We start from the raw sequence: 24,055 nt of genomic DNA, 5'->3' as shown, positions 1-24,055 counted from the left end.
CTTTATATCAAGATAAGTTACTCCGATTTTTTTACATGGCACAAAAGAGGTTAATTTGTATAATGAAGAGGGAGTTTTCATGATAAAAACACGGGCGGTAACTCCCATCAACATGATATGACTGAAAATGAGACTTTTGAAAAGGTGGATTTCAAGGAAATGGAATTGGATGATGAATACAATGATTGTGTGTTTATCTCGTGTGATTTTTCAGGAAAGGCCATCCAGAATACTGATTTTGACCAGTGCGAATTCAGGACGTGTAACTTTGTATTGACTAGGTTCAAGGCTGCTCTCAGGGACAGTACCTTTGCCGATTGCAAGATGACCGGCGCAGATTTTACGGACATTGACAGGTTTTCGGACAGTCTGGTCTTTGAAAACTCGCGTCTTGATTATGCCAGCTTTGTAGAGGCCAGATTGCGGAAAACCGTTTTCCGCGGCTGCAAGATGTATGAGGGGTACTTTAATGACGCCGACATGGCGGAATCCGTTTTTGACCGCTGTGATCTGGAACGGGTTTCTTTTGTCGGAACCAATTTGGAGAAAGCCGATTTTTCAACCTCCTTCAACTTTTCGATCAATCCCTCCATGTGCAAGCTGAAAAAGGCGGTCTTTTCCCGGCATGGTCTGGAAGGGCTGCTCGCCCATCTGGACATTGTCATCAGGGGGTAGGCCTGCGGGAGCTGTTTAAATGGAATATTGGTTTGACCTCCATTGCGGGTAAAACAAGGAGTGCGGGCATTCCCGTTTCAGGAATGCCCGCACCGTTCCAGTGGAAGTTAGAATTTGGGTTTCCTCTTCTTCACTTCCTCTACCAGTTTGGAAAGGGATTTTCCCTTCTTGCGCTTTTCATGTTCCGAAGTGGAAAAGTACTCCGCTTCTCTCCGGAGTTTCAGGTAGCTTTCATACACCTCACGGTCCAGCAGGCCGCTGTTCACCGCTTCCAGAACGGCGCAGCCGGGTTCATGGATATGCCCGCAATCCTTGAAACGGCACGCCGCCGAGAAATAGGAAATATCCAGCGCTTCTGCAAGAGAACCGGACTGGCCGGTGGCCAGGCCGAATTCCCGGACGCCCGGAGTGTCTATTAAAACGCCTGAACCGTCCATCAGCACCATCTCCCGGCGTGTGGACGTATGCCGCCCTTTGCCTGTGGATGAGCTTATGTGGGACGTGGCTAGGAGCGGTTTTCCGCACAGCGCGTTCACCAGGGAACTTTTCCCGACGCCTGAAGAACCCACAAACACGACCGTTTCCCCTTCCGGGATGAATTCCCGGAGCCGGAGAATCGTATGGGGTTCATGGATGCTTGTAAAAAATACTGGCATCCGGCGCCCCAGGCGTTTGACCTGTTCTTCAATGCCCTGCCTGTCAAACCCTAAATCGGCCTTGTTCAGCACCAATACGGGGTTGATCCCTTCTTCCAATATCTGAACCATGAAACGCTCGGCTCTGCGGATATTGAAATTATCATCAAGGCTTTGCACAATGAATGCCCTGTCCACGTAAGAGGCGATGGCCTGCCTGTCGGAAACCGTTCCGCTTTTCCTGCGGTGCAAGGTCCGTTCACGGGGCAGTAAATCGACGATGATTCCCTTCGTTTCATCGAAGGGCTGGAAAATCACCCAGTCACCCGTACAGGGCAGTTCAAAGGCTGATTTTTCATACATCATGTTTCCCCTTAATTCGCACTGGAACACTCCATTTTCAGCAACGATTTCATAACACGTCCTGTGCACGACGGCGATGCGGCCATGGGGCAGGGCGCGGTACGCTGATGCCTGCTTGAGCCGCTCTAACTGGTCATTCCAGCCGTAAGCATGTAGATGGATCATTGTTCCGTCTTCTTTGCGATGTAAAACACGTAGCCGTAGAATTCCTTGTACCTGCGGTATAATTCCGCTTCATGGCGCAGGGATGCGACTAATTCCGCGGCGGCTTTATTTTCAGGATATTGATGAAGGAACATCTCCTGAACCGGAGGCTGCGGGGCGTAATAATGCTCCGTCCAGCAGTTTTCCGGCAGAATGAAGGAAGCCACGGGAACGTACCCGGCCTTCTGTATCTGGGCTGTCTTGTTGGGTATCGTGTCTATCTCCGGATACATATCCATCCAGAAGCGGTGAATCTCTTCCGGACGTTCCGCGGTGAACCACGAGCTTTCGGAAACGGCCAGGTAGCCTCCCGGTTTCAGGTACTTGCGCCATTCGTTCAGCCCGCGTTCAAAGCCGATGTTGTAAATGGCCCCTTCCGACCAGACCAGGTCCAGTTCTTCTTCTGCAAAAGGAAGGTTGTCCATGGAACCAACAATGCCTTTTACCTTGTCCTGCAAGCCTGAGCGTTTTGCCTGACGGTTGAAGATGCGGATGAAATCCGGGAACAGGTCAAGCCCTGTAATGCTGCCCTGGACATGTGCGGCCAGCGTCATGGTCTGTCCGCCCGTGCCGCAGCCGAGGTCGGCGATGCGGGATTGCCCGGTCAGGTTGTCAATGAAGCTGAGAGCCTTGAGGGTCGCCTCCGGGCTTCCGGGGCCCTGCCGTTCCAGGCGGGAGAAATAATCGCAGATGAAATTGAAATCGAATTCGTGAATTGTTTTATTTTTGTTACTCATTAACTTAGTAAATGTTGTGTGCCGTGAGGGCACAGTGGCGCCGTCATTGCGGCAGGTGGATTAACGTTGAAATTCCAATAATACGGAACTTCCTCCCGGAAGGAATCATCCGGGAGCAAACAAAAAGAGGACAACCGGTACGGAAAGTACCGGTCGTTTACAAGACCGAGGCCGATTTAAATGAAGTATTAAACATGAAGCAAAGATATATCGTCTTGTGCCGGACTGGAAATATGCTGCCGATAAGGTTATTCGGAAGCAACTTTCCCGTCAAGGCAGGGAACAGGGGCAAATCCCCCGTTCGCCTCATATCTTTTCTGTAATTTGTATTTCCAATACTTTCCCGAAAGTATGCCCGCTGACAGCGGTGGGCGGGCCATGTCTTGATTTCGCACGGTCCGGCTGTCTGTTTCAAGACATTATTGTGTCTGTTGTTTCCCGGAGCCGGAAAAACCCCGTCATTTCCGCGCGCGGAATGCTTCCCCTTATTCCGTTTTCCCGTACCTGCGCGCCCGGAAGGAGTAGGCCACCGCCACCACGGCGGCGAGTACGGCGTACAGGATGAAGCGGTCCGTAGAGATGGCGTTGGCGGATTCTCCGTTGGACAGGAAAAAGGTGATGGCGGCCACCAGCATGTTGCCTGCAAAGATGGTAAGGTTCCAGAAGCTGGTGATGACGCTTTTCAAATGCGCCGGGGCCTGCGTATAGGCGAATTCGAGGCCCGTGGTGCTGACCAGAATCTCGGAAATGGTGAGTACGCAGTAGGGAATCAACTGCCATGCGATGGACATGGAGGCGCCCGTTTCCAGCCTGTACTGCAGCCATGCCACAATCAGGAAAGTGACGGAACTCAGCGCGATGCCCGTGCCCAGCCGCACCAGGGGCTTGGCCAGCCTGATGACATGGGGATAGACGAACACGGTGATGAGCGGAATGAAAATCATCACGAACACGGGATTCGCCGCCTGGATTTCCTCCGGTCCGATGGACCAGGTTTTTCCGCCCGGCAGGGGAATGGGGATGGGGGACATGGCGTTCCCCTGGGCTACCCAGGAGGAAGCCGTCTGGTCGAAAATGGACCAGAACGGGATGACGAAGGCGAAAATGGAAAGAATCTTCAGGATATGGCGGCTATCCTCTACGGCGGAGGACCCGTAGCGTTGCTCTGCGCTTTTCCAGCCTCCGCGGAAGAGGATGGTAAAAAGAACTTTCCAGAAGCCGGCATGGCCGCTGTTCCGGGCCGGGGGCGTTTTGTGGTACTTCCTGCGGCCCAGCCAGAAGACGAAGGTGGCGATGCCCATGAAAATGCCCGGAACGGCGAATGCCCAGCTGTAGCCGTAATGCTGTTCCATGGCCGGAATAACCAGGAAGGAAAAGAAGGAACCCAGGTTGATGGCCCAGTAAAAGGCGTTGAAGGCCTTGGTCATCAACTGCGGGGATTTGTCTGGAATCTGGTCCCCCATGAAGGCGGAGACGCAGGGCTTGATGCCTCCGGCCCCCAGCGCGATGATGAACAGGCCTGCCATCAGAATGTAACGGCGCGCTTCAATGGTATGGAAAAGGTCCGCCGTTGCCAGGACGCCGTGGCCTACGCAGTATAGCAGGGAAATGTAAAGTATGGTCCTGTACCGTCCCCAAACCTTGTCCGCCAGCCATGCGCCCGCCAGGGGAAGCAGGTAAACCATCCCTACGAAAACATGAAGGGTAGCGGTGGCCCAGTTGTCGCTCATCAGCAGGTGGCCCGTCATGTACAGCATGAGGATGGACTTCATGCCGTAGAAACTGAAGCGTTCGCAGGCTTCCGTTCCGATGATGTACCTGGACTGGGAGGGGAGGGCGCTCATGGATGAAGAGGGCGTGGGTCAGGAGTGCTGGAAAAAAGGGCAATAAAAATGATGGCCCGGTGCCGGGCCATCATGGGAAAGGGGATTTGGCGACATTCCATCTGTGTAATCGGACACGGGCGGGATGACGGCTGCCATGAAAAGGGTGGCTTTAGCGTTCCTGGTTCAGGATGGGGGCTATCTCCACCTTGTACTGGGCGATGCATGCCTTCAGCCAGTCCAGCATGATCATGGATTTGGCCTGGGCGGTCAGGGCCGGCGCAATCTGCTGGGTGGCCTTGATCTGGAACTCCGGGGTATCTTCCAGTTCCCGCTTGACGAGCTGGGCCAGCAGGATGCCGTCTCCCGTGTTGATGGGGCGGGCCATCTGGCCGGGGTTGATGACGGAAACCGCCTGGAATACTTCTTCAGGAACCGGGAGTTCCCTGGGCGGAGCCAGGCGGGAGTTCATGGCCCGGTCCAGCAGGGCCTGGAGTTCTTCCTGGCTCCTGGCGTTTTGCAGGTTGGCTGTGCTCAGCAGGGAGTTCGGATTGACAAAGGGACCGTAAGTAGCGGTCTTGGCCCCGGCTTTCCCGGCGATGGCATTGAATTGTTCCACGGGTTTCTCCGCCTTCTGCAGCTCCGTATTGAGTTCTGCGGCAGCCTTGTTCATGGATTCCACGGTCATGCTTTCCAGCAGGTCGGCGCGGGCGTTGTTGCGGGCGGTCTCATAAGGAAGGGCTTTCACCGGGGTAATGCCCTCCAGGCGGACCAGGACCACCTGGCCGTTTTCCAGAACCTGCATGGTGCTGATCTGTTCGGCTCCGGTCTTGGCGCGCGCTTCTTCAATGGCCTTGGCGTCCGCGTCCGCATTCAGGGCCGGGGCGTCCGCCAGGGAAAAGGTTACGTCCAGCAGGGTGGCGCTACGTCCGTCGGAGGCGGACTGGTTGATCGGCTGGTTGATTTCCTGGGGCGCGTTTTTGCGCGTGACAGCCGCATAGGACTTCTTCTCCATCTTGCAGACGCCGGGAGTCTTGGCCAGGGCTTCTGCAATGACCTGGTCCATGTTCCTGCCGTTGGTGGCGTTCAGCGGTTCCCAGATGTCATTTTCCACCAGGTTCATGGTCTCCATGGTGGCGTTGGAAATGTCCCCGGACTTGGGCGCCTGCGTGTCGCCGGCGGGGGTGAAGGTATAAACGGTGAAGAAGCGGGCTTCCTCATTCTTGTAATTTTCCTTGTGCTTGTCCCAGAAGGTCTTGATTTCCTCTTCTCCCGGGTCCGTCTTGGGGCGGAAGGCGCTCTTTTCCAGGAAGGCGGTATTGACCGTGATCTGCTGGTTGTTGGACTCCGCCACGGCTTCGGAAAAACCGGCTTCCACGGAGATCCCTCCGGTCAGCACGTCCTTGATGCGCACCAGGCTGATAGTGTCTTCCATCAGGCCGCGCAGAAGTTCCTCCTGAATCTTCTTGCCCATGTTGCCGCGCATGGAAATGAAGTTGTCATACTTCCGGGGATCGAAGACGCCCTTTTCATCCTGGAATTCCGGGATGTTGCAGATGGCGTCGTCAATCTCCGTGGTGCTGGGCGTCAGGCCCAGGCGGCTCGCCTCCCTGCGGATGATGCCGCGGTAGGCCAGGAAAGCGGCGTTGGGATTATTCGTTTTCAGCAGGTGGCAGAGTTCGCGCAAATTGTCTTCCGAGCTGAAATTGTCCTGGAGCAGCGGGCCGAAGGTGGTGGGGAAGGAAAAAGCCACGGACAGGCCGGTCTTGCCCATGTTGTTGTAATCCTTTTCTCCGTAAGACTTGCCGTCCACGGAAACGAAGGTTTGCTTGAACATGCCGGTCACGGAGCCGCCGCTTACGTCCCCGCCGATGAACATGAGGCCCACAAACACCAGGGCCATGGCTGCCATGATGACGATTGTATGTTTACGTAAGTAATCTAACATGGAATGGTAGGTTGAAGATGCGCGTGTAGCCCGTCCCTGACTGACGGCAGCCTGGACAGCCCGGACCTTTTACACCTTTTCCCGCCGCTAGGCAAGAACGAAGCTTTACGCTTCCGGCGGCTTTTCCAAAACATTGCGGCATGCGCTTTCCTGTCATGAAGGGCGTTTCCGGTCGGGGCAGAACAGTTTTTGACCTCGACGGTGATGCAAATACGCCTTATGTTGCTCCTGCGCGGAAGATTCCGGATGCCGGGGGCGCACTGCTCCTGCGGCTGCCGTTCCTTCCGGCGCATGTCCGTAGCCGGATGTTCCTTTAATCACAAGGATTTATGCTGAACCAGGTAGTAGAACTCAAAAGAGAAGTGACGGCGGTGCAGATCCCCAGTGGGGATGTGCTCACGCTGCCGGAAGGGGAACGCGTGTACATCACCCAGATCCTGGGCGGCTCCTATACTGTGGCTACGGATCATGGCCTGGCCCGCATCTCCAGGGAGAACGCGGACGCCCTGGGTGCGGAGGCGGCGGAACCCACTCCGGAGACAGCCGCGCTGGACGAGAACGCCACGCTTGAAGAACGCGTCTGGGATACGCTGAAATGCGTGTACGATCCGGAAATTCCCGTGGACATCGTCAACCTGGGCCTGATTTACGACGTGACCGTAATTGAACTGGAAAACGGCCTGCACCACGTGGCGGTCAAGATGACCCTGACGGCTCCCGGCTGCGGCATGGGCCCGCATCTGGTGATGGAGGCCAAGGATCGTATTGAAGCCCTGGAAGGCGTGGAAGCCGCGGATGTGGAAATGGTGTGGGACCCCCCCTGGAACCAGGAGATGGTCAGTGAGGAGGGCAGGATGAAACTCGGATTGATCTGATTCCATGCCGCTGACATTGAGATTCTCCGACGACGAGGTGCGCGATCTGGCGGAAATGCTTTCCATGGCCGCCGCCGTGGCCGCAGCCAACCAGCAGGACGGGGCGGAAGCGCGCCTGGCCGCATGGGGAAAACTCATCTCCCGCCTGATGGAGGAGCTTTCCTCCACGCCCAGGCTGAAAGGCCGCATTGCCTATGCGGACGATCTGGGGGGCTATGCCTTTACCCGGGAATATGAGGAAAACGCTTTCTACCAGGATTGCCTGGACGAATACCGCGACAATATTTTCTGGGCTGACTTGGTGACGCGCATGGCGGACAAGGCCATCAGCGAACATCTGGGGCCGGAATATTTTGAAAACATGCCGGAGGAAGACCGCCGCCAGACCGCGGAAGCTCTGGAAAAATCCCTGTGGCAGGAATGCGCCAGGTACGGCATTGACCGGCTGGGCTTCATCCTTCCTCCGACTGACGGGTAAGAGAAAAACCGGGCACGGAATTCCGGGCTTTTGGCAGGAATGCGTTCCGTGAGCGGATTTGGCGGTTCCGGAGGAATTCCGGTGATGGGGAATTTTATTCTCCCTCGTCTTCCGGCATGGGCGGCGTGGGGCTGCCCAGGTGCTCCGTCTCCCGGGGGGTGGAGAGCACCTTGTAGTACGCCCATGCGGCGACGGCCAGGACGCCGCCGATGGAAATGATCATGGTTAGCCAGCCGGTGAGGGACATGATTATTTGGTGTTTTCCTGAACGAGCCGGGTGACCTGTTCATCAGGCTGTACAGGGTTTGCATCCTGGGGCAGGGGGCGGTTCTGGAACAGTTTGAAATCCGTCATTTTCGTATCCCCTCCCGTCTGGAGCAGCACGGAGCCGTTGGGCTGGATGTCCGCCATGACGTTGGTGGAGGGGGTGGGGTCTCCCGTGAACGTGACGCTGGTGTTGGGGAACCATTTGCCGTCCTTGTACGCGAAGCTGGGGCCGAAGAAGGCGCCGCGGGCTTTTTTGGCGGATTCAAAATTGCGCATGAAGTCTTCCACAAAGCCGACGGAGAAAGAGAGTTCCTTTTCCGAGGAATGGGTTTTCCATTTGGAGATGAGCTCCCATGCCTTGTCCTTGTTGTTATAGTAAAAGCCGCTGATTTCCTTGAATTTCCCCATCTTTTTGACGCAGACGAGGAAGCGCATGTTCTCCCCGACGGTCCAAGGATAGTCCACGAAGCTCTGGCCGCCCGTTCCCTCTCCGCCAAAGCGGCCTGCCCGTGCGTTTTCACCCAGTTTCACCAGCTTGGTGCGTTCCCCTTCCGGCACGCTGTTGGGGTTGTCCCCATGGGCCACCGGGTCCCAGATGGAAAAGATAATCACTTTTTTCCCGTTGGACTGCTCCTGGAAGCCGATGTAGCCGTCATCAAAGTTCATGGCGCAGAAGTAGGTGCCGGGAACGGACGTCTTGGCCTTTACTTCATTGTACAGGGCGCTTGCCTGCGCGGGATGGCCCTGCTGCATGACATGGACAGAACGGCACTGGCGTTTCATCAGAAGTTCCGGGTCCTGGGCGTGCAGGAAGGCGCCGCCGGAGAGCAGGGCGGCGCAGATGACGGCTGTGGCGGAGAAAAGGCGCATGGTTTTTTGAATGGTCGTTTGATGGTTGGCCGTGCCCCGTCCGGTGGAAAGGCAGGCAAATGATTAGTACGGACTAATTACGTCCGGGACGAAAGGAATCTCACATGGAAGCAGCATTTTTTGCAAGATTTTTTGGCTGGAATCCCCCGGAGAACGGGATAAGACCAGAGGCACGCCGCGAGCCCTGGAGACAATTAAAATACCACGCCCGGCAGGCTGTTCCTCCCCTCCTTCCATTTGTCCGCTGCCGGTCAATTTATTTCAGGTCCCGCCAATGTTTGCGGCGTTCCGGGAGGCGTACGGGAAAAAGAAGGCCGCCCCGGCGGGATGCGGAGACGGCCTTCGGGATGATGAACGGAAAGGGATTCTTCTTTACCGGATGGGATTCATGAAGAGGGGCATCAGGCCGCCCAGCACGATGAAGACGGAGAAGGCAGCCAGCATGACGCCGGAAATGACGGGCACCTGCACGGGTTCCGCGTCTTCCGCGGGCTTGTCCCAGTACATGGAGCGGATGACCTTGAAGTAGTAATAGAAGCCGGAGGCCGCGCAGATGATCATGATGGGGAGCATCCAGCCCAGGTACAGGCCCGTGTTGATGACGTGCACGAAGGAGATCATTTTGGCGAAGAAGCCGGCCGTCAGCGGCACGCCCGCCAGGGAGGCGAACATGATGGTGACTGCCAGCGCCAGCCGGGGATTGGTCTTGCCCAGGCCGCGGAAGGCGGAGATTTCCTCGCTCCCGCGCTGGATGCGGATCATGGCGAGGGCGAAGAAGGCGCCGAAGGTCATGACCAGGTACACGGCTAGGTAGAACGGGGCGTTCGGAGCAAGCCGCCCGTCCACGGTGCCGATGAAGAGAGGCAGGATAAAGCCGGCCTGGGCGATGGAGGAGTAACCCATCATGCGCTTCAGGTTGGTCTGCGGAATGGCGCCCAGGTTGCCCACCAGCAGCGTAGCCGCAGCCATCAGGGCTATGACGAATTCAACGGGAGGCAGGGAGGCGAAGGGAGCCAGGATGATGCTGAGCAGGGCGAAGCCGGCCACCTTGGAGGCTACGGAGAGGAAAGCCGTCACCGGAGTGGGAGCGCCCTGGTATACGTCCGGAATCCACAATTGCATGGGGACCGCGCCGATTTTAAAGGCCGTGCCGAGCAGCAGCATGGCGAGGGCCAGGTACATGGCGGGGGCCGTCTGGCCCGCCAGCGCCTGATTGACGATCGCTCCGTCATAGATGAAGGTACCCGTAACGCCGAAGTACCAGGCCAGGCCGAAGACGAGGAAGCCCGTGCTGACGGCGCCCAGGATCAGGTACTTGATGCCCGCTTCCGTGGAGCCCAGGTTCCGGCGGAAGTAGCCCACCATGATGAAGGAGCTCAGCGTGAGCACTTCCAGGGAAACGAACAGTTCCACCAGGTTGGAAGCCTTGCACAGGGAGGTGATGCCCACGCAGGCCAGCAGGGGCAGGATGTAGAATTCCCCCGTGCCGTCCTGGGACTTGGAGTCATTGGAAGAGAGGTTGATGACGGCCCGGAAGTCCACGGACAGCAGCAGGGTGACTGCCGTGGCGACAAGCGCCAGGATGATGTAGACGTTGTCATAGAGCCCCCCCATGTAGAAGGGGAGCATCGCCAGGGCGCCCGCCGCGCCAATCAGCCCGAAAACGAATTTGGGCGTCTTTTTGCAGAAGGTCTCGGCCAGGAGCAGAAGCATCGCCAGGCCGGCCAGGATGAATTCCGGAATATACGCTTGCATGGGTAAAAGAAGGTCAGGTTAAACTTGAATTGTATTCGGAAGGGGAATCAGGAGAAGAACTGGAGCACCAGCGTGGGGAAGAAGCCGAAGACCGCCAGGGTGATGGTCAGGAAGTAATTGGCCGCCCGTTCGGAAGGCAGCAGTTCCGTGGCGTAGGCTGCGGCCTTGGAGAGGTCCCCCTGGAAGATATTGCGGTAGGCCCTCAGCATGTACACGGCGCCGATGACCAGGCCCCAGAGGCACAGGATGGTGGCGATCTGGACGGGGCCGAAGCTGTCGTTAAATCCGGCGAATCCGGAGAAGAAGACCATGAATTCCCCCGGGAAGTTGGCGAGGCCGGGGAGGCCGATGGAGGCCATGCCCGCCAGGCCGAAGACGAAGGCCATGCGCGGCAGTTTGACGCTCAGGCCGCCCAGGGAGTTGATTTCCAGCGTGCCGGTCTGCTTTTCAATCTGTCCGCAGAGCAGGAAGAGCAGCGCGATGGTCAGGCCGTGGGCCAGCATCAGCAGGGCGGCACCTTTCAGCGCCCAAGGATTGGCTTGCGCGGAACCGGAGGCCACCAGGGCGGCGAAGGCCAGGAAGATGTAGCCCATGTGCATCACGGAGGAGTTGCCCAGGAGCAGGTCCAGCCTTTTCTGGTTGACGGTCACGTAACCCACCCAGATGACGTTGCAGACGAGCAGGACAAGGAGGATGTTCGTCCAGGGAAGGAAGCCTGTTTCCATCAGCGGCTGGAACATGAAGAGGCCGTACAGACCGAACTTCTTAAGCACGCCCGCATGCATCATCGCCACCGGAGCGGGGGCGGAGGCATAGGCGGGAGCTGCCCAGGAGTGGAAGGGGAAGAGGGAAATCAGCGTGCCGAAGCCGGCGATGAGCAGGGCGCCGATGAGTTCCGCGTGGGCGAGTTCCCGGCCGCCGGCCATGAAGTCTTTCAATCCGGAGAAGGTGAAGCCCGCCTGCGTGCCGATCATCAGCAGGGCCGCCAGCAGCACCATGGAGGCAAGCCCCAGGTAAAGCGTGGCGCGCCAGGCCGTGGTGCGGCGGTCGCCCCGCCCGTACAGGCCGATCATCACGAAGGTGGGGATCAGGGCCAGCTCATGGAAGGCGAAGAAGGAGATGATGTTGTCTGACAGGAAAGCTCCGGTGGCGCCTGCGGAAATCAGCAGGGCGGAGTTGTACCAGGAGGCTTCCCCCCCCTTGGGCGGGTTGGTGCCCAGTACGGTGGCGAAGGTCACCAGGATGGTCAGCAGCAGCATTACTTTGGCCAGGGCCGGGGCCAGCGTGAGCTGGAGGTCCATCCCCTCAAAGCGGGACCAGCAGGAGGGACAGCCGTCAAAGCTAACCAGGGCCCAGATGCCGAGGGCCAGCGTCAGCGCGGCGCTGAGCAGGGCTGTCGGGCGTGCGGGCGCCTTGCACAGGCCGATGAGGGCCGTGGCAATCAGAGGAATGAGAACAAGCCAGATAAGCATGGTGTGTGATTGGTTGGTAGGTTAGCAGGAATAGAAGACGGTGAAGTAGATGACCAGGAGCAGGCCGATGCCGAAGAGGGCCGTGTAGGCGGCCATGCTGCCGGACTGAAGGCGGCGCAGCAGGGAGCCTGCGGCGGCGGTCAGCCGCGCCAGGCCGCCCACGATGAGGCCGGAGATGATGAACTGGTCCATGAAGTCGATGATGGCGGCCAGGGAGCCCTGGATGCCCCTGACCAGCACCTTGTCATAGAACCAGTCAATGTAGAGGCGGTTGGCGAGGGCGCGGGAGACGGCATTGCCGGAGAGCTTGTCGGAGGCCGGAGAGCCCGCATAGAAGACCGCGGCCAGCAGGATGCCGAGCACCAGCGCGCCCATGGAGACGTAGAAGGGCATGCCCATGTGGAAGCTTTCCGAAACGAATCCGTTGAAGGGAACCAGCCTGTCGGCGATGAAGCCGTAACCGGAAATGAGGGCCAGCACGGCCAGAATCAGCAGGGGAACCAGCATGAGGCCGCCCACTTCCCTGGCGTGTTCCGAGCTGTGGCTGCGGCTCTTGCCGAAGAAGACCACGAAGATGACGCGCATCATGTAGAAGGTGGTCAGCAGGGCCACGCCCGCTCCGATCCAGAAAAAGACCGGGTTTTTGTGCAGGGCGGCTTCCAGGATGGCTTCCTTGGAGAAGAAGCCGGACGTGAACGGAATGGCGACCAGCGCCATGGTGGCGATGATGAAGGTGAGGGAGGTCAGCTTCATGCGCTTCATGATGCCGCCCATTTTCCAGATGTCCTGCTCATGGTGGCAGGCGAAGATGATGGCGCCCGCGCCCAGGAAGAGCAGGGCCTTGAACCAGGCGTGGGTGAAGAGGTGGAACATCGCCGCTTCCCCGGCCAGCAGTCCCAGGGCCATGACCATGTAGCCCAGCTGGGAGAGGGTGGAGTAAGCCAGCACGCGCTTGATGTCATTCTGCTGGGTGGCCATGAAGGCGGCGATGACGGCCGTGACGGCGCCGATAATGGCGATGACGTTGCAGGCCAGGGCGGGGAAGGCTTCCACGCCTATGGAATACTGGACGCGCACCATCATGTACACCCCGGCGGCCACCATGGTGGCGGCATGGATCAGGGCGGAAACGGGGGTGGGGCCTTCCATGGCGTCCGGCAGCCAGACGTGCAGCGGGAATTGGGCGGATTTGCCCACCGCCCCGCAGAAGAGGCACAGCACCGTGATGTTCAGCAGGGTTTCACTGAGGCCCGCGGGCATTTCCATCAGGCTGAAGTCCAGCGTATTGGTCAGCGCCCAGAGGGTCAGGATGCCGATCAGGAAGCCGAAGTCCCCCACGCGGTTGCAGATGAAGGCTTTTTTGGCGGCGTTCGCGGCGGCGTCCCTGGTGTACCAGTGGCCGATGAGCAGGTAGGAGGAAAGGCCCACCAGCTCCCAGAAGATGAAGGTCATGGCGATGTTGTTCGCCAGGACGATGCCCGTCATGGAGAACATGAAGAGGCTCAGGCACGCGAAGTAGCGCGTTTTCGCCTTGTCGTCCGCCATGTAGCTCAGGGAGAAGATGTGGACCAGCAGGCCGATGCCCGTGACTACCAGCATCATGCGGGTGGAAAGGGGGTCCAGCACGAAGCCCAGGTCAACGGAAAAGACGTCGGAGATCGGAAGCCAGGAGAAGGAGTCCGAGCCGGTCTGGTCCAGCAGGCCCAAGGAAAGGACGAAGGTCGCCAGGCAGGAGAAGGTGGAGGTGAGCGCCGCGACGTTCGGGCGCCTGGTCAGCAGGAACCAGTCAAAGGCGGCTACGACCAGCGGCAAGAAGAGCAGAAGCCAGGTGTATTGAATATCAATATTAAACATGTTCGTGGAGTGGTGTGTTGCTCTTAGTCTTTCAGCGTGTTGAGGTCCTGCGTGCTGGCCGTGCGCCGGGCCCGGTACAGGGAGACGATGAGGGCCAGCCCGATGGCTACTTCCGCCGCGGCGATGGTCAGGATGAAGATGGACAGGGCCTGGCCGTCATAGTTGGGCAGCCCCATGGTGCCCTGGGCGCGTGAAAACGCCACCAGGGAGAGGTTGGCCGCGCTGAGCATCATTTCCAGGCACATGAAGATGACGATGATGTCACGCCGGACAATCACCCCCAGCAGGCCGATGGCAAACAGGACGCCGGAGAGGATCAGGTATTGCGTAAGAGGTATCATGATGATTAGGCTTGATAAGGGTTCTTTTATTTTCCGGAGGGGCGGCGGCTCAGGACCACGACGCCGATGGAGGCCACCAGCAGGGCCAGTCCGGCGATGACCAGGCTCCGGTTGTATTTGTCAAACAGGGTGCGGCCCAGCAGGGCGGTATCCGGGAATTCCCCGTTGTCTATTTCCGCGCGGATGGTGGTGCCTTCCGGGTAGAGGTGCGCGGAACATTGGGGGGAGATGGAGGGAAGAACGACGGAGGGGGAGTGGGGGCGGACGAGCTTGTCCGGTTGCTCCCCGGTTACGCAGTAGTTTGAGGGATTGAAGCCCTGTTCGCACGCCGTGCTGTGTGCGGCACCGTTTTCAGGAGCATCCTGCCCGATTTTCAAGTCGTTCCATGCCTGTTCCGCGGTGGCCATCGGGCAGCGGTGCGTTTCCTTCGCGCCGGGCAGGGAGTAGATGATGCCGATGAGCTGGCCGAGGAAGAGGGCGGCAATGATGACGCCGATGGCGACGGAAACGGGACGCCGGAAGGGGGAGGTTTCCCGCTTCACGTTCAGCAGCATGATGATGAACGCGAAGAGCACCATGATGGCTCCGGCGTAGACCAGAATCTGGAGAATGCCCAGGAAGTGGGCGCCTAGCCCGATCATGATGGCGGCCGTGGCTCCGAAGGAGAGGGCCATCATCATGGCGGAGGAGACGGGGTTGCGCATGAAGACGACCATCAGGGACAGGATCACGGCCAGGGCCCCGAAGATGTAAAAGAGTATGTCACTGGCAAAAATGTTCATAACGTACGGAAATTGGAGTGAATGTTTCGGGGTAGGTTATTTGTATTGGTTCCACTTGTTGACCAGCCCCTTGCGGGTGCCGCCCATTTCGTAAAGCTTGGCCTTGTTGTGGATGGCTTGGGCCTTGTCCGTGGGGGTGAACAGGTAGTCCTGGCTCATGAAGATGGCCTGTTCAGGGCAGGCTTCCTCGCACATGCCGCAGTAGATGCAGCGGAGCATGTCGATCTGGAATTCCTTGGGCGCCTTTTCCACCTTGCCCCAGGGGCCTTCCTTGATGGTTCCGGGGGTGATGGTGATGGCGCGGGCCGGGCAGATGAATTCGCAGAGCTGGCAGGAGACGCAGCGTTCGCGGCCGTCTTCCCCCTTCACCAGGACGGGGGCCCCGCGGTAGTATTCAGGCAGGTGCTTGTCCCAGCGGAATTCCGGGTACTGCATCGTGACGCCGATGCCGGAACCGGCCAGTTCCTTCTTGTTGCGGGATTTGCCCAGCAGGGCCAGAACAAGGTGCTTGATGGTGATCCAGAGACCGCCAAGGATGGATTGCAAGTAGAACCGCTCTCCGAGGGAAATCTTCGGGCGCTTGATCGTTTTGAAGGCCATAATAGTGATGTTGTCGGGATGAAGTGATTACTTGACGAAGTAAAGGATGGCGGCCGTGATGAAGATGTTGATGACGGCCAGTTCAAAGAAGACCATCCAACCGAGTTTCATCACCTGGTCGTAACGGAAGCGGGGAAGCGTCCAGCGCACCCAGACGAAGAAGAAGACGAAGAAGAGGAGCTTGAGCACGTACGCGATGAGCTGGCAGATGACCGCCACCCAGTTGGCCACATGTTCGTTCAGCCACCCGTCCAGGCCGAAGCCGATGGACCAGCCGCCCAGGAACAGGGTGATGACCAGGGAGGAGCCCACCACCATGGCGGCGTATTCGCCCATGAAGAACTGCGCGAACTTCATGGAGGAGTATTCCGTGTGGTAGCCGCCCACCAGGTCCGTTTCACATTCGGACATGTCAAAGGGCGTGCGGTTGGCCTCCGCGAAGATGGAGGTCAGGAAGATGATGAAGCTGATGGCGATGGGAACCAGCAGGATCCAGCGCTGCCAGCTCAGGCCCTCACCCCACACGGGGAGCATGAGCCAGCCGTTGGCGGCCTGGTATTCCACGATGTTGGAGAGGTCCAGCGTGCTGTAAATCATCAGCACGGGGATGATGGACAGGCCCATGCTGATTTCATAGGAGATCATCTGGGCGGAGGAGCGCACGCCGCCCAGGAAGGGGAATTTGGAGTTGGAGGACCAGCCGGCCAGCACCAGCCCGTACACGGAGAGGGAGGAGATGGCGAACATCCACAGGGGGCCTACGCTGAGGTTGGCCACCGCCATGTTCACGTTGCCGTAGGAGGTATGGAGGTCTCCGGCAAAGGGGACCACGGCCGCCGTCATCAGCGGGGGGGCCAGCACCAGGATGGGAGCGATCCAGAAGTACACGCGGCGCACGAAGGGGGGCGTAAAGTCCTGCTTCAGGAACAGCTTGCCGCCGTCCACCATGGGCTGTACGAGGCCGAAGATGGGGATGTCCCGGTCCAGGCGGAAGAAACGGCACAGGTTGGCGATTTTTCCGTCATGGGGCAGGCCGAAGTAGTCCAGCGTCTTTTTGAACGGCAGGTCGGATTTCGCGCCGAAGCGGCGGAAGATGCTCAACGGGATGCCGGCGCGGTTGGGGCCCACGCGGTCCTGGATCCAGGCGGCCACCCGGCGTTCAATGTACACGCAGACCGGAATGAACAGAATGGTGATGGCGAAGCAGATGACGATCTTGATCAGCAGGGTGATGATGTAGAACCACACAGGGTTGCTGAGCACCTCGTCGCAAAAGGTTAGAATCGAATCAAACATGGCGGATTAACGGGTTGTGTGCGTGTGAAGTGTGATTAGCGGCCCTGGCTTTGTTCGTGTTCCACCACGGGGATGGTGACGCCGGTTTCCAGAATGGGCTGGCCCCCGTCTCCGATGGAGCCCCAGGTGACGCCGTTGAGGGCGTCGTATTCCGTGCTCATGACGGTGAGGACGTCCAGGGCGGAGTTGAAGTCTTTGAGCGCGGGGTTGCCTCCCAGTAGGAGGGTGATGTCCCGGAGAATCTGCCAGTCATCCCTGGCGTAGCCCACGGGCTGGATGGCGCGGTTCAGGCGCTGGATGCGGCCCGTGACGTTGATCATGGTGCCGAATTTCTCAGCGTAGGTGACGCCCGGAAGAACCAGGTCCGCATGGCGCGCCGTTTCATTCGCGCTGTGGGCGGTCATGAACAGGTAATCCAGCTTTTTCAGGTCTTCCGCCGTGAAGCCGGCTTCCGGAGCGGTGAGGTCTTCCCCCAGAGCAAGGATGCCCTTGACGGAGCCGTTGCGCACGCCGTCGCGGATGGCGGCCAGCCTGGAACCGGGTTCAATGCCCAGCACCAGCTTGGCCCCGTTCGTGTTCGGGTTGCGGTCCGCGGCGATCAGCATGCCGTCGCTTTCGCCCATGCGGGGGACGATGTCCACCATGTCCGTGCCTATTTGCGCGGCCAGGTGGCGGACCATGTAAAGTTCTTCATTGGTCATGCGCCCGGAGGCGATGATGGCGATCTGGTGCGGGGCGACGCGCTTGACGGCTTCCGTGACGGAGGCCAGGGCGGGTTCCCAGGTGGACGGGCGGTGCGGCGCCCCCGCGTCCGTGCGGATGACGGGCTGGGGAATGCGCGTTTCCGCGTTGATGTACTTGTAGTTCAGGCGGTGGGAGTCCGGCATCCAGCAGGAGTTCACGGCGTCGTTCGGACGCGGCGTGATGCGGTACACCTTTTCTTCACGCGTCCAGAGGGTGATGTTGGTGCCTGTGCCGCAGTCCACGTCAATGGTCTTGGTTTCCTTCAGGAACCAGACGCGCATTTTGAAGCGGAAGTCCTTGGAGGTGAGGGCGCCCACCGGGCAGATGTCCACGGTGTTCAGGGAGTAGTTGCTGTCCAGTTCGCGGCCGGGATAGACCGTGATGGCGTTGAAGGTGCCGCGCTGGGACATGGTGAGCACCTCGTCGTGCATGATGTCGCGCATGAAGCGCACGCAGCGGCCGCAGAGCACGCAGCGCTCCTGGTCCAGGTTCACGCGCGGGCCGATGCTCAGGTTCTTGCCCTTCTTGGTTTTCTTTTCCTCATAGCGGCCTTCCACCTGGCCGTAGTCGTTGGAGTATTCCTGGAGCTTGCATTCTCCGGCCTGGTCGCAGATGGGGCAGTCCAGCGGGTGGCTGGTGAGCAGGAATTCCATCACGCCGCGGCGCGCCTCGCTGGCCAGCGGGCTGTCCGTGCGGATGCCCATGTTTTCCGCCACCGTATTGGCGCAGGAGATGATGGGGCGCGGCATCCACTGGATGCGCTGGTAGCCGTTTTCGTCATAGGAGGGCGTCTGGCCCGGAGCCAGCCTGGGCGGCATTCCCTGTTCCACCATGCACATGCGGCAGGAGCCGACGACGGCCAGCTTGGGGTGGTAGCAGAAGCACGGGATGGGCACGCCTACGGAACGGCAGGCGTCTGCAATCCGCGTGCCGCGCGGGAACCGGTGCCACGTTCCGTTGATCTGGACGTTCACCTTGCCTTCAGCGGCGGCAATGTCTTTGGGGAGTTTGGAAGCTTCTTCACTCATGATGACGGATGGGAGGGAAATGGTATTGAAAACTGGTGTTGCGTGCTGCTGTTAGCGGGTGAGGAAACGGGTTTGCTCCCTGCCTTCCCTGGTGTGGGGCAGGCAGGCGTTGAAGGGGTCCGTCAAGGCCACGAATTCCTCCTTGAATTTGGAAACCATGGCCTGGGTGGGCCAGGAAGCGGCTTCGCCGAAGGCGCAGACGGTTTTTCCTTCAATCTGGTTGGCCACTTCAATGAGCAGGTCCACGTCTGACGGGGCGGCCTTGCCTTCCAGAATGCGGGTGCTGAGCTTCATCATCCACGGGCAGCCTTCCCGGCAGGGGGTGCACTGGCCGCAGGATTCATGGGCGTAGAAGCGGTTGATGTTGTTCATGGCCCAGGGCATGGAACGGGAGTCGTCCATGACGATGACCGCGCCGGAGCCGGACATGGAGCCGTGCTGGGCGATGCTGTCCAGATCCAGAGGAATGTCGAAGAAGGAGATTTTGCCCACGGTGCCGTCCGGGTTCTGCACCTTGTATTCCGCATCCGTGCGCATGACCTTGGAGGAGGAGCCGCCGGGAATCACGGCCTTGAATTCGCGGCCGTCCCGGGGGCCTCCGCAGACGTCGTACAGCAGTTCGCCGAAGGTCATGGAGCCGGAGACGATTTCATAGAATCCCGGGCGTTTCACATCGCCGGAAACGCCGATGATGCGGGTGCCGGGGGAGCGCTTGGCGCCTTCCTGGCTGTAAGCTTCTCCGCCCATGGCGATGACGTGCTTTACCTGGCAGAGGGATTCCACGTTGTTCACGATGGTGGGGCAGCCGTACAGGCCGATGGCGGCCGGGAAGTAGGGGGGCTTGATGCGCGGGTAGGGACGGACCCCCTCCAGAGAGTTGAGCAGGGCCGTTTCTTCGCCGCAGATGTAGGCGCCCGCGCCGCGGTGCAGGCGGATTTCCAGATCGTAGCCGGACCCCTGGATGTTGTTGCCCAAAAAGCCGCGCTCACGCGCTTCCTGAAGGGCCTTGAGCATGATTTCCGCGGCAATGGGGAATTCCTCCCGCATGTAGATGTAAGCCAGATGCGCGCCCACCGCGTAGCTGGAGATGACCATTCCTTCAATGAGCTGGTGGGGGTCCTGGTGGACGATGTAGCGGTCCTTGAAGGTGCCGGGTTCGGATTCGTCGCAGTTGCAGACCAGGTAAACGGGCTTGGTGTTGTTCGGCGGGATGAAGGTCCATTTCACGCCGGTGGGGAAGCCCGCGCCGCCGCGGCCGCGCAGGCCGGATTTCTTCACCTCGTCAATGACGGCCTTCGGCTCCATGCCGAGCGCCTTTTTCAGTTCTTCATAGCCGCCGTCGGCCAGGTAGCAGTCAATGGACGTGTTCCAGCCTTCGCGGTTGACGTTTTTCAGGATGCGGCGCGTTTCCCTGGGGTGGGGTTCTTTACCGGGAAGATAGGTGATGCTCATGGCGAAAATCTGGTGCGGGGTGGAAAGGGTTAGGCGTTCTGGTGCTTGGCGATCACTTCCTCCAGCAGTTCCGGAGTGACTTTTTCATACAGGAGGTCGTTGACCATCATGTTGGGGCCGAAGCCGCAGTTGGCCAGGCATTCCACTCCCTCCACGCTCCACAGGCCGTCCGGGCTGACGCCGATGGGGTGGTGGTGGTCAATGCCGCTCTTGTCAATGCCCAGGCGCGTGCAGATGGTGTCAAACAGGCTGTCCGCTCCCGCCATGGCGCAGGAAAGGGTGCGGCATACGCGGAAGTGGGTTCTGCCCGGGCACATCTGGCGCAGGCCGGGATAGAAGGTGACCACGCCCAGCACGTGGGCGGCGGAAATGTTCAGCTTTTCCGCTGTCCAGGTGATGGCGTCTGCGCAGATGAAGCCGAATTTTTTCTGGATTTCATGCAGGATGGGGAGCACGGCGGACTTCTGCTTGCCTTCCGGATAATGCGTGATGTATTCGCTTGCGGCGGCGTCAAGTTCCGGCGTTACTTCAAAAGGCGGGTAAAACCGTTCGCCCGGGCTGGGCTGGTGGGCAATAGTCGCGTCGATGGCGTTTTCAGCGTAATCGGACATGGGAAGGAAATTTGGTGTTTGAGTTGGAAAGGAAAAAGGGAGCGTGTGTTTAGCGGTCGCATTCGCCCATCACGAAGTCGAAGGAGCCGAGAATGGCCGGAACGTCGGAAACCAGGTGGCCTTTCAGCAGTTCCGGCAGGATGGACAGGTTGCAGAAGGAGGGGGAGCGCATGCGCAGGCGGTTGGGAAGGCCGCCTCCCTTGGAGTCCAGGAAGAAGCCCAGTTCCCCCTTCGGGTTTTCCGCAGCAAAGTAAACCTGCCCGGCGGGAGCGTTCACGCCCATGGTGGTGGTCATGAACTGGCGGATCAGGGATTCCATGTCCGTCATCACCTTCTTCTTTTCAGGCAGCGTGCCCTTGGTGTCCACCATGTTGATGGGGCCGTCCGGCATGGTTTCAATTACTTGGCGGATGATGCGCAGGGACTGGCGCATTTCTTCAATGCGTACGGTAAAGCGGTCGTAGCAGTCGCCGTGTTCTCCCACGGGGACGTCAAACTCGTAATTTTCATAACCCAGGTAGGGATTGGTCTTGCGCAGGTCCCGCTTGACGCCGCTGGCGCGCAGGTTGGCCCCGGTCAGGGCCCAGGAGAGCGCCTTTTCACGGCTGATGGTGCCCACGCCCTGGAGACGGTCAATGAAAATCTTGTTCCGGAGCAGCAGGGCTTCCGTTTCATCCAGGGTCTTGGCGGCTTCATCACAGAACACCAGCACTTCCTTCAGCATTTCATTGGAAACGTCGCGCGTCTGGCCGCCGATGCGGGTGTAGGAGGAAGTGAAGCGCGCCCCGGTGAGCTGTTCGTAAAAGTTGTGGATTTTTTCACGTTCCTCATAGCAGTACAGGAAGACGGTCATGGCGCCTACGTCCATGCCGTACACGCCCACGCCCAGGATATGGGAGGAGAAGCGGGAAAGCTCCAGGGCCAGCACGCGCAGGGCCTGCCCGCGGGGCGGCAGTTCCCAGCCCAGCAGTTTTTCCACCGCGCAGGCATAGGCGATGTTGTTGGACAGGGGGGCCAGGTAGTCAAAACGGTCGGTGTACGGGACGAACTGGTTGTACTGGATGGTCTCCCCGATCTTTTCCATGCCGCGGTGCAGATGGCCCAGTACGGGATCACACGTAATGATTTCTTCACCATCAAGTTCCAGCACCAGGCGCAGCACGCCGTGGGTGGCGGGGTGGGAGGGGCCCACGTTCAGGGTCATCGTTTCTCCGAGCGGTTCGGAAGTATTGGTGAGATAGTCTGCGTTAGCGGCTGTATCTGCAATGGCGAAAGTTTTAGTGCTCGTCTTCATGTGGATGTCCGTGCCTGGCTGAACCTGATAATGGTGCCGAATGATTATGCCACTTCACACCATGCGGGCAAGCCAAATGTCAGTTTTTTTGGCATTCCGGGGGAGCTTTCCGTGTTGATGCGGAAGTCTCCTCAACTTATGAATGTTAGTTAATTCTAACAATGAATCCCGCAGGGGACGGTAATGAATATGGAGCGGGAGGGATTTGGAATCCGGATGCGGTCCACGGGGGTGTGGTTAGCCTCGCGACGGGATGCGCCCCTCCGGTGGATGGCGGAAAAGACGTGGCTTTATTTCAGGAAGAGCCTTTCCGGAGCAAGGAGAAGGTTTTTCAAAGCGCAACCGGGGAATCAGGGGGATTTTTCCGCCTCCAGGGTTTTACGAGGGCCGGGGAACAGGACTTGCCGCAAGGGGTTGCGGCACTCCTGCGGTTATTTATTTACTTCACGACATTCTGGGGAATGAAGTGCATTTCCTGCTCCGCGATGCCGAATTGCCAGGTGGCCGTCTGCCAGAGGTTGGCGGAGAGGTTCTTCCACCGTACCTGCACCGTTACGGGGCTGAGGCGCAGGGGGCGGGAGGGCGTCCACTTCAGGATTTTCTCCTTGGGGTCAAACTGGGCGTTGACCAGGCCGAAGCCGGAGACGCGCATTTCCACCTGCTTGGGGTCAAAGGCGGGTTCACGGGCCAGGGAAATGGAGATGTCCGGGCTCTGGCTCTTCACCACGGTATTGGCCGCCGGATAGACGGGCTGGGCCGGAGCGGGATAGGAGTCCAGCGTGTTTCCGTGATTGTTGCCGGGAGTGGCCGATGGAGTTTCCGGAGCGGTGGGAGTGTTGAAGTTCAGGGCCCTGGTGAAGGTCTTGGGATCCTTGCCGAAGACCATGTAGCGGTGCACGCGCCAGCGGTCCGTGTCCTTGGTCACTTTTTTGGGAATGACGGTGAAGGCCGCCTGGAATCCGGCTTCCTCCGCTTTCGTGATCATGTCCGGCAGGACGAAGCCGCCCGGATAGCAGTAAGCCTCCACGGCGGAGCCGGGAAACCTTTCCTGGAGGATTTTCCGGGAAGCGACTATTTCCGCCTCCGCCAGGTCCAGCACGCCCTGCGTTCCCTTCCGCTGGGCGGCGCGCCAGGATTTGGGGTACAGGTGGCTGACGGAGTGGCTGCCCAGCGTGGCGCCGTTGTCCAGCATTTCCTGAATCTGGTCATGGCTCATGGCGGAGCCGCGGCCCGTAATGAATTTGGTATAAGGGAAAACGGTGAAAGGGAATCCCGTTTCCTTCAGGATGGGGTAGGCGTCCGTGTAGACGCTCTTCCAGCCGTCGTCAATGGTGATCATTACGCATTTGGCGGGAAGCTGCCTGCTGCCGAGTTTCCATTCCAGGAACTCCTTCATGGAAATGACGGGCACGCCGCTGGCTTTCAGCGCCTGCATCTGGGCGCGGAACACATCCGTATTCATGCGCATTTCCGTAGCGGGCAGGGTGCGGCTGAAGTCATGATAGCCCAGGATGGCAACGCGGGTTTCATGCTGGGGAACCGGAACGGGCGAGAAAGCCGTGGGAGGAATGACCGGGGCCGGGCCCGCGGGCTGGGCCGGGGCGCGCAGGTGCGTTTCTCCGGGGATAGGCTCCGCATTCGGGATGGGTTCCGCGGAGGGAATGGAGGCTCCCGTTTCTCCGGGAATGGGTTCCGCCATGGGGATGTTTTCATCCCTGCGGTTGGCTTCAATCAGTTCCCGTACGGGAACGACGCCGGCAGCCGGGTCTCCCTTGATGGAGCCTCCGATGACCGGGCCGGGCGCCAGGGGCAGGGGCGCGGCAGGCGGCAGGTCGGGAGGAAGTTCGGCCCATGCGGCACCGGCTGCAATCATGAAAATGGAAAGGAGGCCTGAGACGGAGCGCATACCTGCAACTACTATTTTTAAGTTTCCTGTTCAACCTTAAACTCA

General features: G+C 59.2%; 21 protein-coding genes. 3 read left to right on the top strand and 18 right to left on the bottom strand.

Annotation, left to right across the window (positions count from 1 at the left end; genetic code table 11):
• Positions 1 to 117 precede the first annotated feature (117 nt).
• A complete protein-coding gene (locus HHJ06_RS08950; protein WP_215428994.1) occupies positions 118 to 675 on the top strand; it encodes a pentapeptide repeat-containing protein in 558 nt (185 codons plus the stop codon).
• 107 nt (positions 676 to 782) lie between these two features.
• On the opposite strand, the gene rsgA is transcribed toward HHJ06_RS08950, so the two are convergent.
• From rsgA to HHJ06_RS08930, 4 genes are all read right to left on the bottom strand, one after another.
• Complete coding sequence (gene rsgA, locus HHJ06_RS08945; RefSeq protein ID WP_215428993.1) at positions 783 to 1,838, bottom strand: ribosome small subunit-dependent GTPase A; 1,056 nt, start codon at positions 1,836 to 1,838, stop codon at positions 783 to 785.
• Entirely contained in the window at positions 1,835 to 2,614 is a 780-nt protein-coding gene (locus HHJ06_RS08940) for a class I SAM-dependent methyltransferase (protein ID WP_215428992.1), read from the bottom strand. The genes rsgA and HHJ06_RS08940 overlap by 4 nt, the downstream gene beginning before the upstream one ends.
• A 485-nt stretch (positions 2,615 to 3,099) precedes the next feature.
• Entirely contained in the window at positions 3,100 to 4,458 is a 1,359-nt protein-coding gene (locus tag HHJ06_RS08935; RefSeq protein ID WP_215428991.1) for an MFS transporter, read from the bottom strand.
• 151 nt (positions 4,459 to 4,609) lie between these two features.
• On the bottom strand, positions 4,610 to 6,385 hold the full coding sequence (locus tag HHJ06_RS08930; RefSeq protein ID WP_215428990.1) for a peptidylprolyl isomerase: 1,776 nt from the start codon (positions 6,383 to 6,385) through the stop codon (positions 4,610 to 4,612).
• Between the two features lie 329 nt (positions 6,386 to 6,714).
• Here HHJ06_RS08930 and sufT point away from each other — a divergent pair, with 329 nt between their 5' ends.
• Positions 6,715 to 7,260: a putative Fe-S cluster assembly protein SufT gene (gene sufT, locus HHJ06_RS08925; protein ID WP_215428989.1), complete on the top strand. Its 546-nt coding sequence runs from the start codon at positions 6,715 to 6,717 to the stop codon at positions 7,258 to 7,260.
• 4 nt (positions 7,261 to 7,264) lie between these two features.
• A complete protein-coding gene (locus tag HHJ06_RS08920; RefSeq protein ID WP_215428988.1) occupies positions 7,265 to 7,738 on the top strand; it encodes a hypothetical protein in 474 nt (157 codons plus the stop codon).
• A gap of 94 nt (positions 7,739 to 7,832) precedes the next feature.
• On the opposite strand, the gene HHJ06_RS08915 is transcribed toward HHJ06_RS08920, so the two are convergent.
• The 14 genes from HHJ06_RS08915 to HHJ06_RS08850 all read right to left on the bottom strand — a co-directional run bounded on the left by HHJ06_RS08915 (position 7,833) and on the right by HHJ06_RS08850 (position 23,977).
• Positions 7,833 to 7,985: a hypothetical protein gene (locus HHJ06_RS08915; protein ID WP_215428987.1), complete on the bottom strand. Its 153-nt coding sequence runs from the start codon at positions 7,983 to 7,985 to the stop codon at positions 7,833 to 7,835.
• Positions 7,986 to 7,987: 2 nt separating this feature from the next.
• Positions 7,988 to 8,875, bottom strand: a complete 888-nt coding sequence (locus HHJ06_RS08910; RefSeq protein ID WP_215428986.1) for a DUF3472 domain-containing protein — start codon at positions 8,873 to 8,875, stop codon at positions 7,988 to 7,990.
• A gap of 372 nt (positions 8,876 to 9,247) precedes the next feature.
• Positions 9,248 to 10,630 carry an NADH-quinone oxidoreductase subunit N gene (locus HHJ06_RS08905; protein ID WP_215428985.1) on the bottom strand — a complete coding sequence of 461 codons (1,383 nt, stop codon included), beginning with the start codon at positions 10,628 to 10,630 and terminating at the stop codon, positions 9,248 to 9,250.
• A 47-nt stretch (positions 10,631 to 10,677) separates the two neighbouring features.
• The gene (locus tag HHJ06_RS08900) at positions 10,678 to 12,102 is read right to left on the bottom strand and encodes a complex I subunit 4 family protein (protein WP_215428984.1); all 1,425 of its coding nucleotides are present in this window, start codon (positions 12,100 to 12,102) and stop codon (positions 10,678 to 10,680) included.
• Positions 12,103 to 12,123: 21 nt separating this feature from the next.
• On the bottom strand, positions 12,124 to 13,956 hold the full coding sequence (nuoL, locus tag HHJ06_RS08895) for an NADH-quinone oxidoreductase subunit L (RefSeq protein WP_215428983.1): 1,833 nt from the start codon (positions 13,954 to 13,956) through the stop codon (positions 12,124 to 12,126).
• Between the two features lie 23 nt (positions 13,957 to 13,979).
• Complete coding sequence (nuoK, locus tag HHJ06_RS08890) at positions 13,980 to 14,297, bottom strand: NADH-quinone oxidoreductase subunit NuoK (protein WP_215428982.1); 318 nt, start codon at positions 14,295 to 14,297, stop codon at positions 13,980 to 13,982.
• 26 nt (positions 14,298 to 14,323) lie between these two features.
• Entirely contained in the window at positions 14,324 to 15,079 is a 756-nt protein-coding gene (locus tag HHJ06_RS08885; RefSeq protein ID WP_215428981.1) for an NADH-quinone oxidoreductase subunit J, read from the bottom strand.
• Positions 15,080 to 15,115: 36 nt separating this feature from the next.
• The gene (locus HHJ06_RS08880; protein WP_215428980.1) at positions 15,116 to 15,679 is read right to left on the bottom strand and encodes a NuoI/complex I 23 kDa subunit family protein; all 564 of its coding nucleotides are present in this window, start codon (positions 15,677 to 15,679) and stop codon (positions 15,116 to 15,118) included.
• A 27-nt stretch (positions 15,680 to 15,706) separates the two neighbouring features.
• Positions 15,707 to 16,975 carry a complex I subunit 1/NuoH family protein gene (locus tag HHJ06_RS08875; RefSeq protein WP_215428979.1) on the bottom strand — a complete coding sequence of 423 codons (1,269 nt, stop codon included), beginning with the start codon at positions 16,973 to 16,975 and terminating at the stop codon, positions 15,707 to 15,709.
• A 35-nt stretch (positions 16,976 to 17,010) separates the two neighbouring features.
• On the bottom strand, positions 17,011 to 18,747 hold the full coding sequence (locus HHJ06_RS08870) for a molybdopterin-dependent oxidoreductase (RefSeq protein ID WP_251841478.1): 1,737 nt from the start codon (positions 18,745 to 18,747) through the stop codon (positions 17,011 to 17,013).
• Between the two features lie 51 nt (positions 18,748 to 18,798).
• On the bottom strand, positions 18,799 to 20,199 hold the full coding sequence (gene nuoF, locus HHJ06_RS08865; RefSeq protein ID WP_215428978.1) for an NADH-quinone oxidoreductase subunit NuoF: 1,401 nt from the start codon (positions 20,197 to 20,199) through the stop codon (positions 18,799 to 18,801).
• Between the two features lie 29 nt (positions 20,200 to 20,228).
• The gene (locus HHJ06_RS08860; RefSeq protein ID WP_215428977.1) at positions 20,229 to 20,810 is read right to left on the bottom strand and encodes a complex I 24 kDa subunit family protein; all 582 of its coding nucleotides are present in this window, start codon (positions 20,808 to 20,810) and stop codon (positions 20,229 to 20,231) included.
• A gap of 49 nt (positions 20,811 to 20,859) precedes the next feature.
• The gene (gene nuoD, locus HHJ06_RS08855) at positions 20,860 to 22,104 is read right to left on the bottom strand and encodes an NADH dehydrogenase (quinone) subunit D (RefSeq protein WP_215428976.1); all 1,245 of its coding nucleotides are present in this window, start codon (positions 22,102 to 22,104) and stop codon (positions 20,860 to 20,862) included.
• A gap of 439 nt (positions 22,105 to 22,543) precedes the next feature.
• A complete protein-coding gene (locus tag HHJ06_RS08850; protein ID WP_215428975.1) occupies positions 22,544 to 23,977 on the bottom strand; it encodes a polysaccharide deacetylase family protein in 1,434 nt (477 codons plus the stop codon).
• Positions 23,978 to 24,055 lie beyond the last annotated feature (78 nt).

Origin of the sequence: Akkermansia muciniphila (genome assembly GCF_018709685.1) — a bacterium.
GTDB lineage: Bacteria > Verrucomicrobiota > Verrucomicrobiia > Verrucomicrobiales > Akkermansiaceae > Akkermansia > Akkermansia muciniphila_E.
This window is presented reverse-complemented; position numbering and strand designations above follow the sequence as displayed.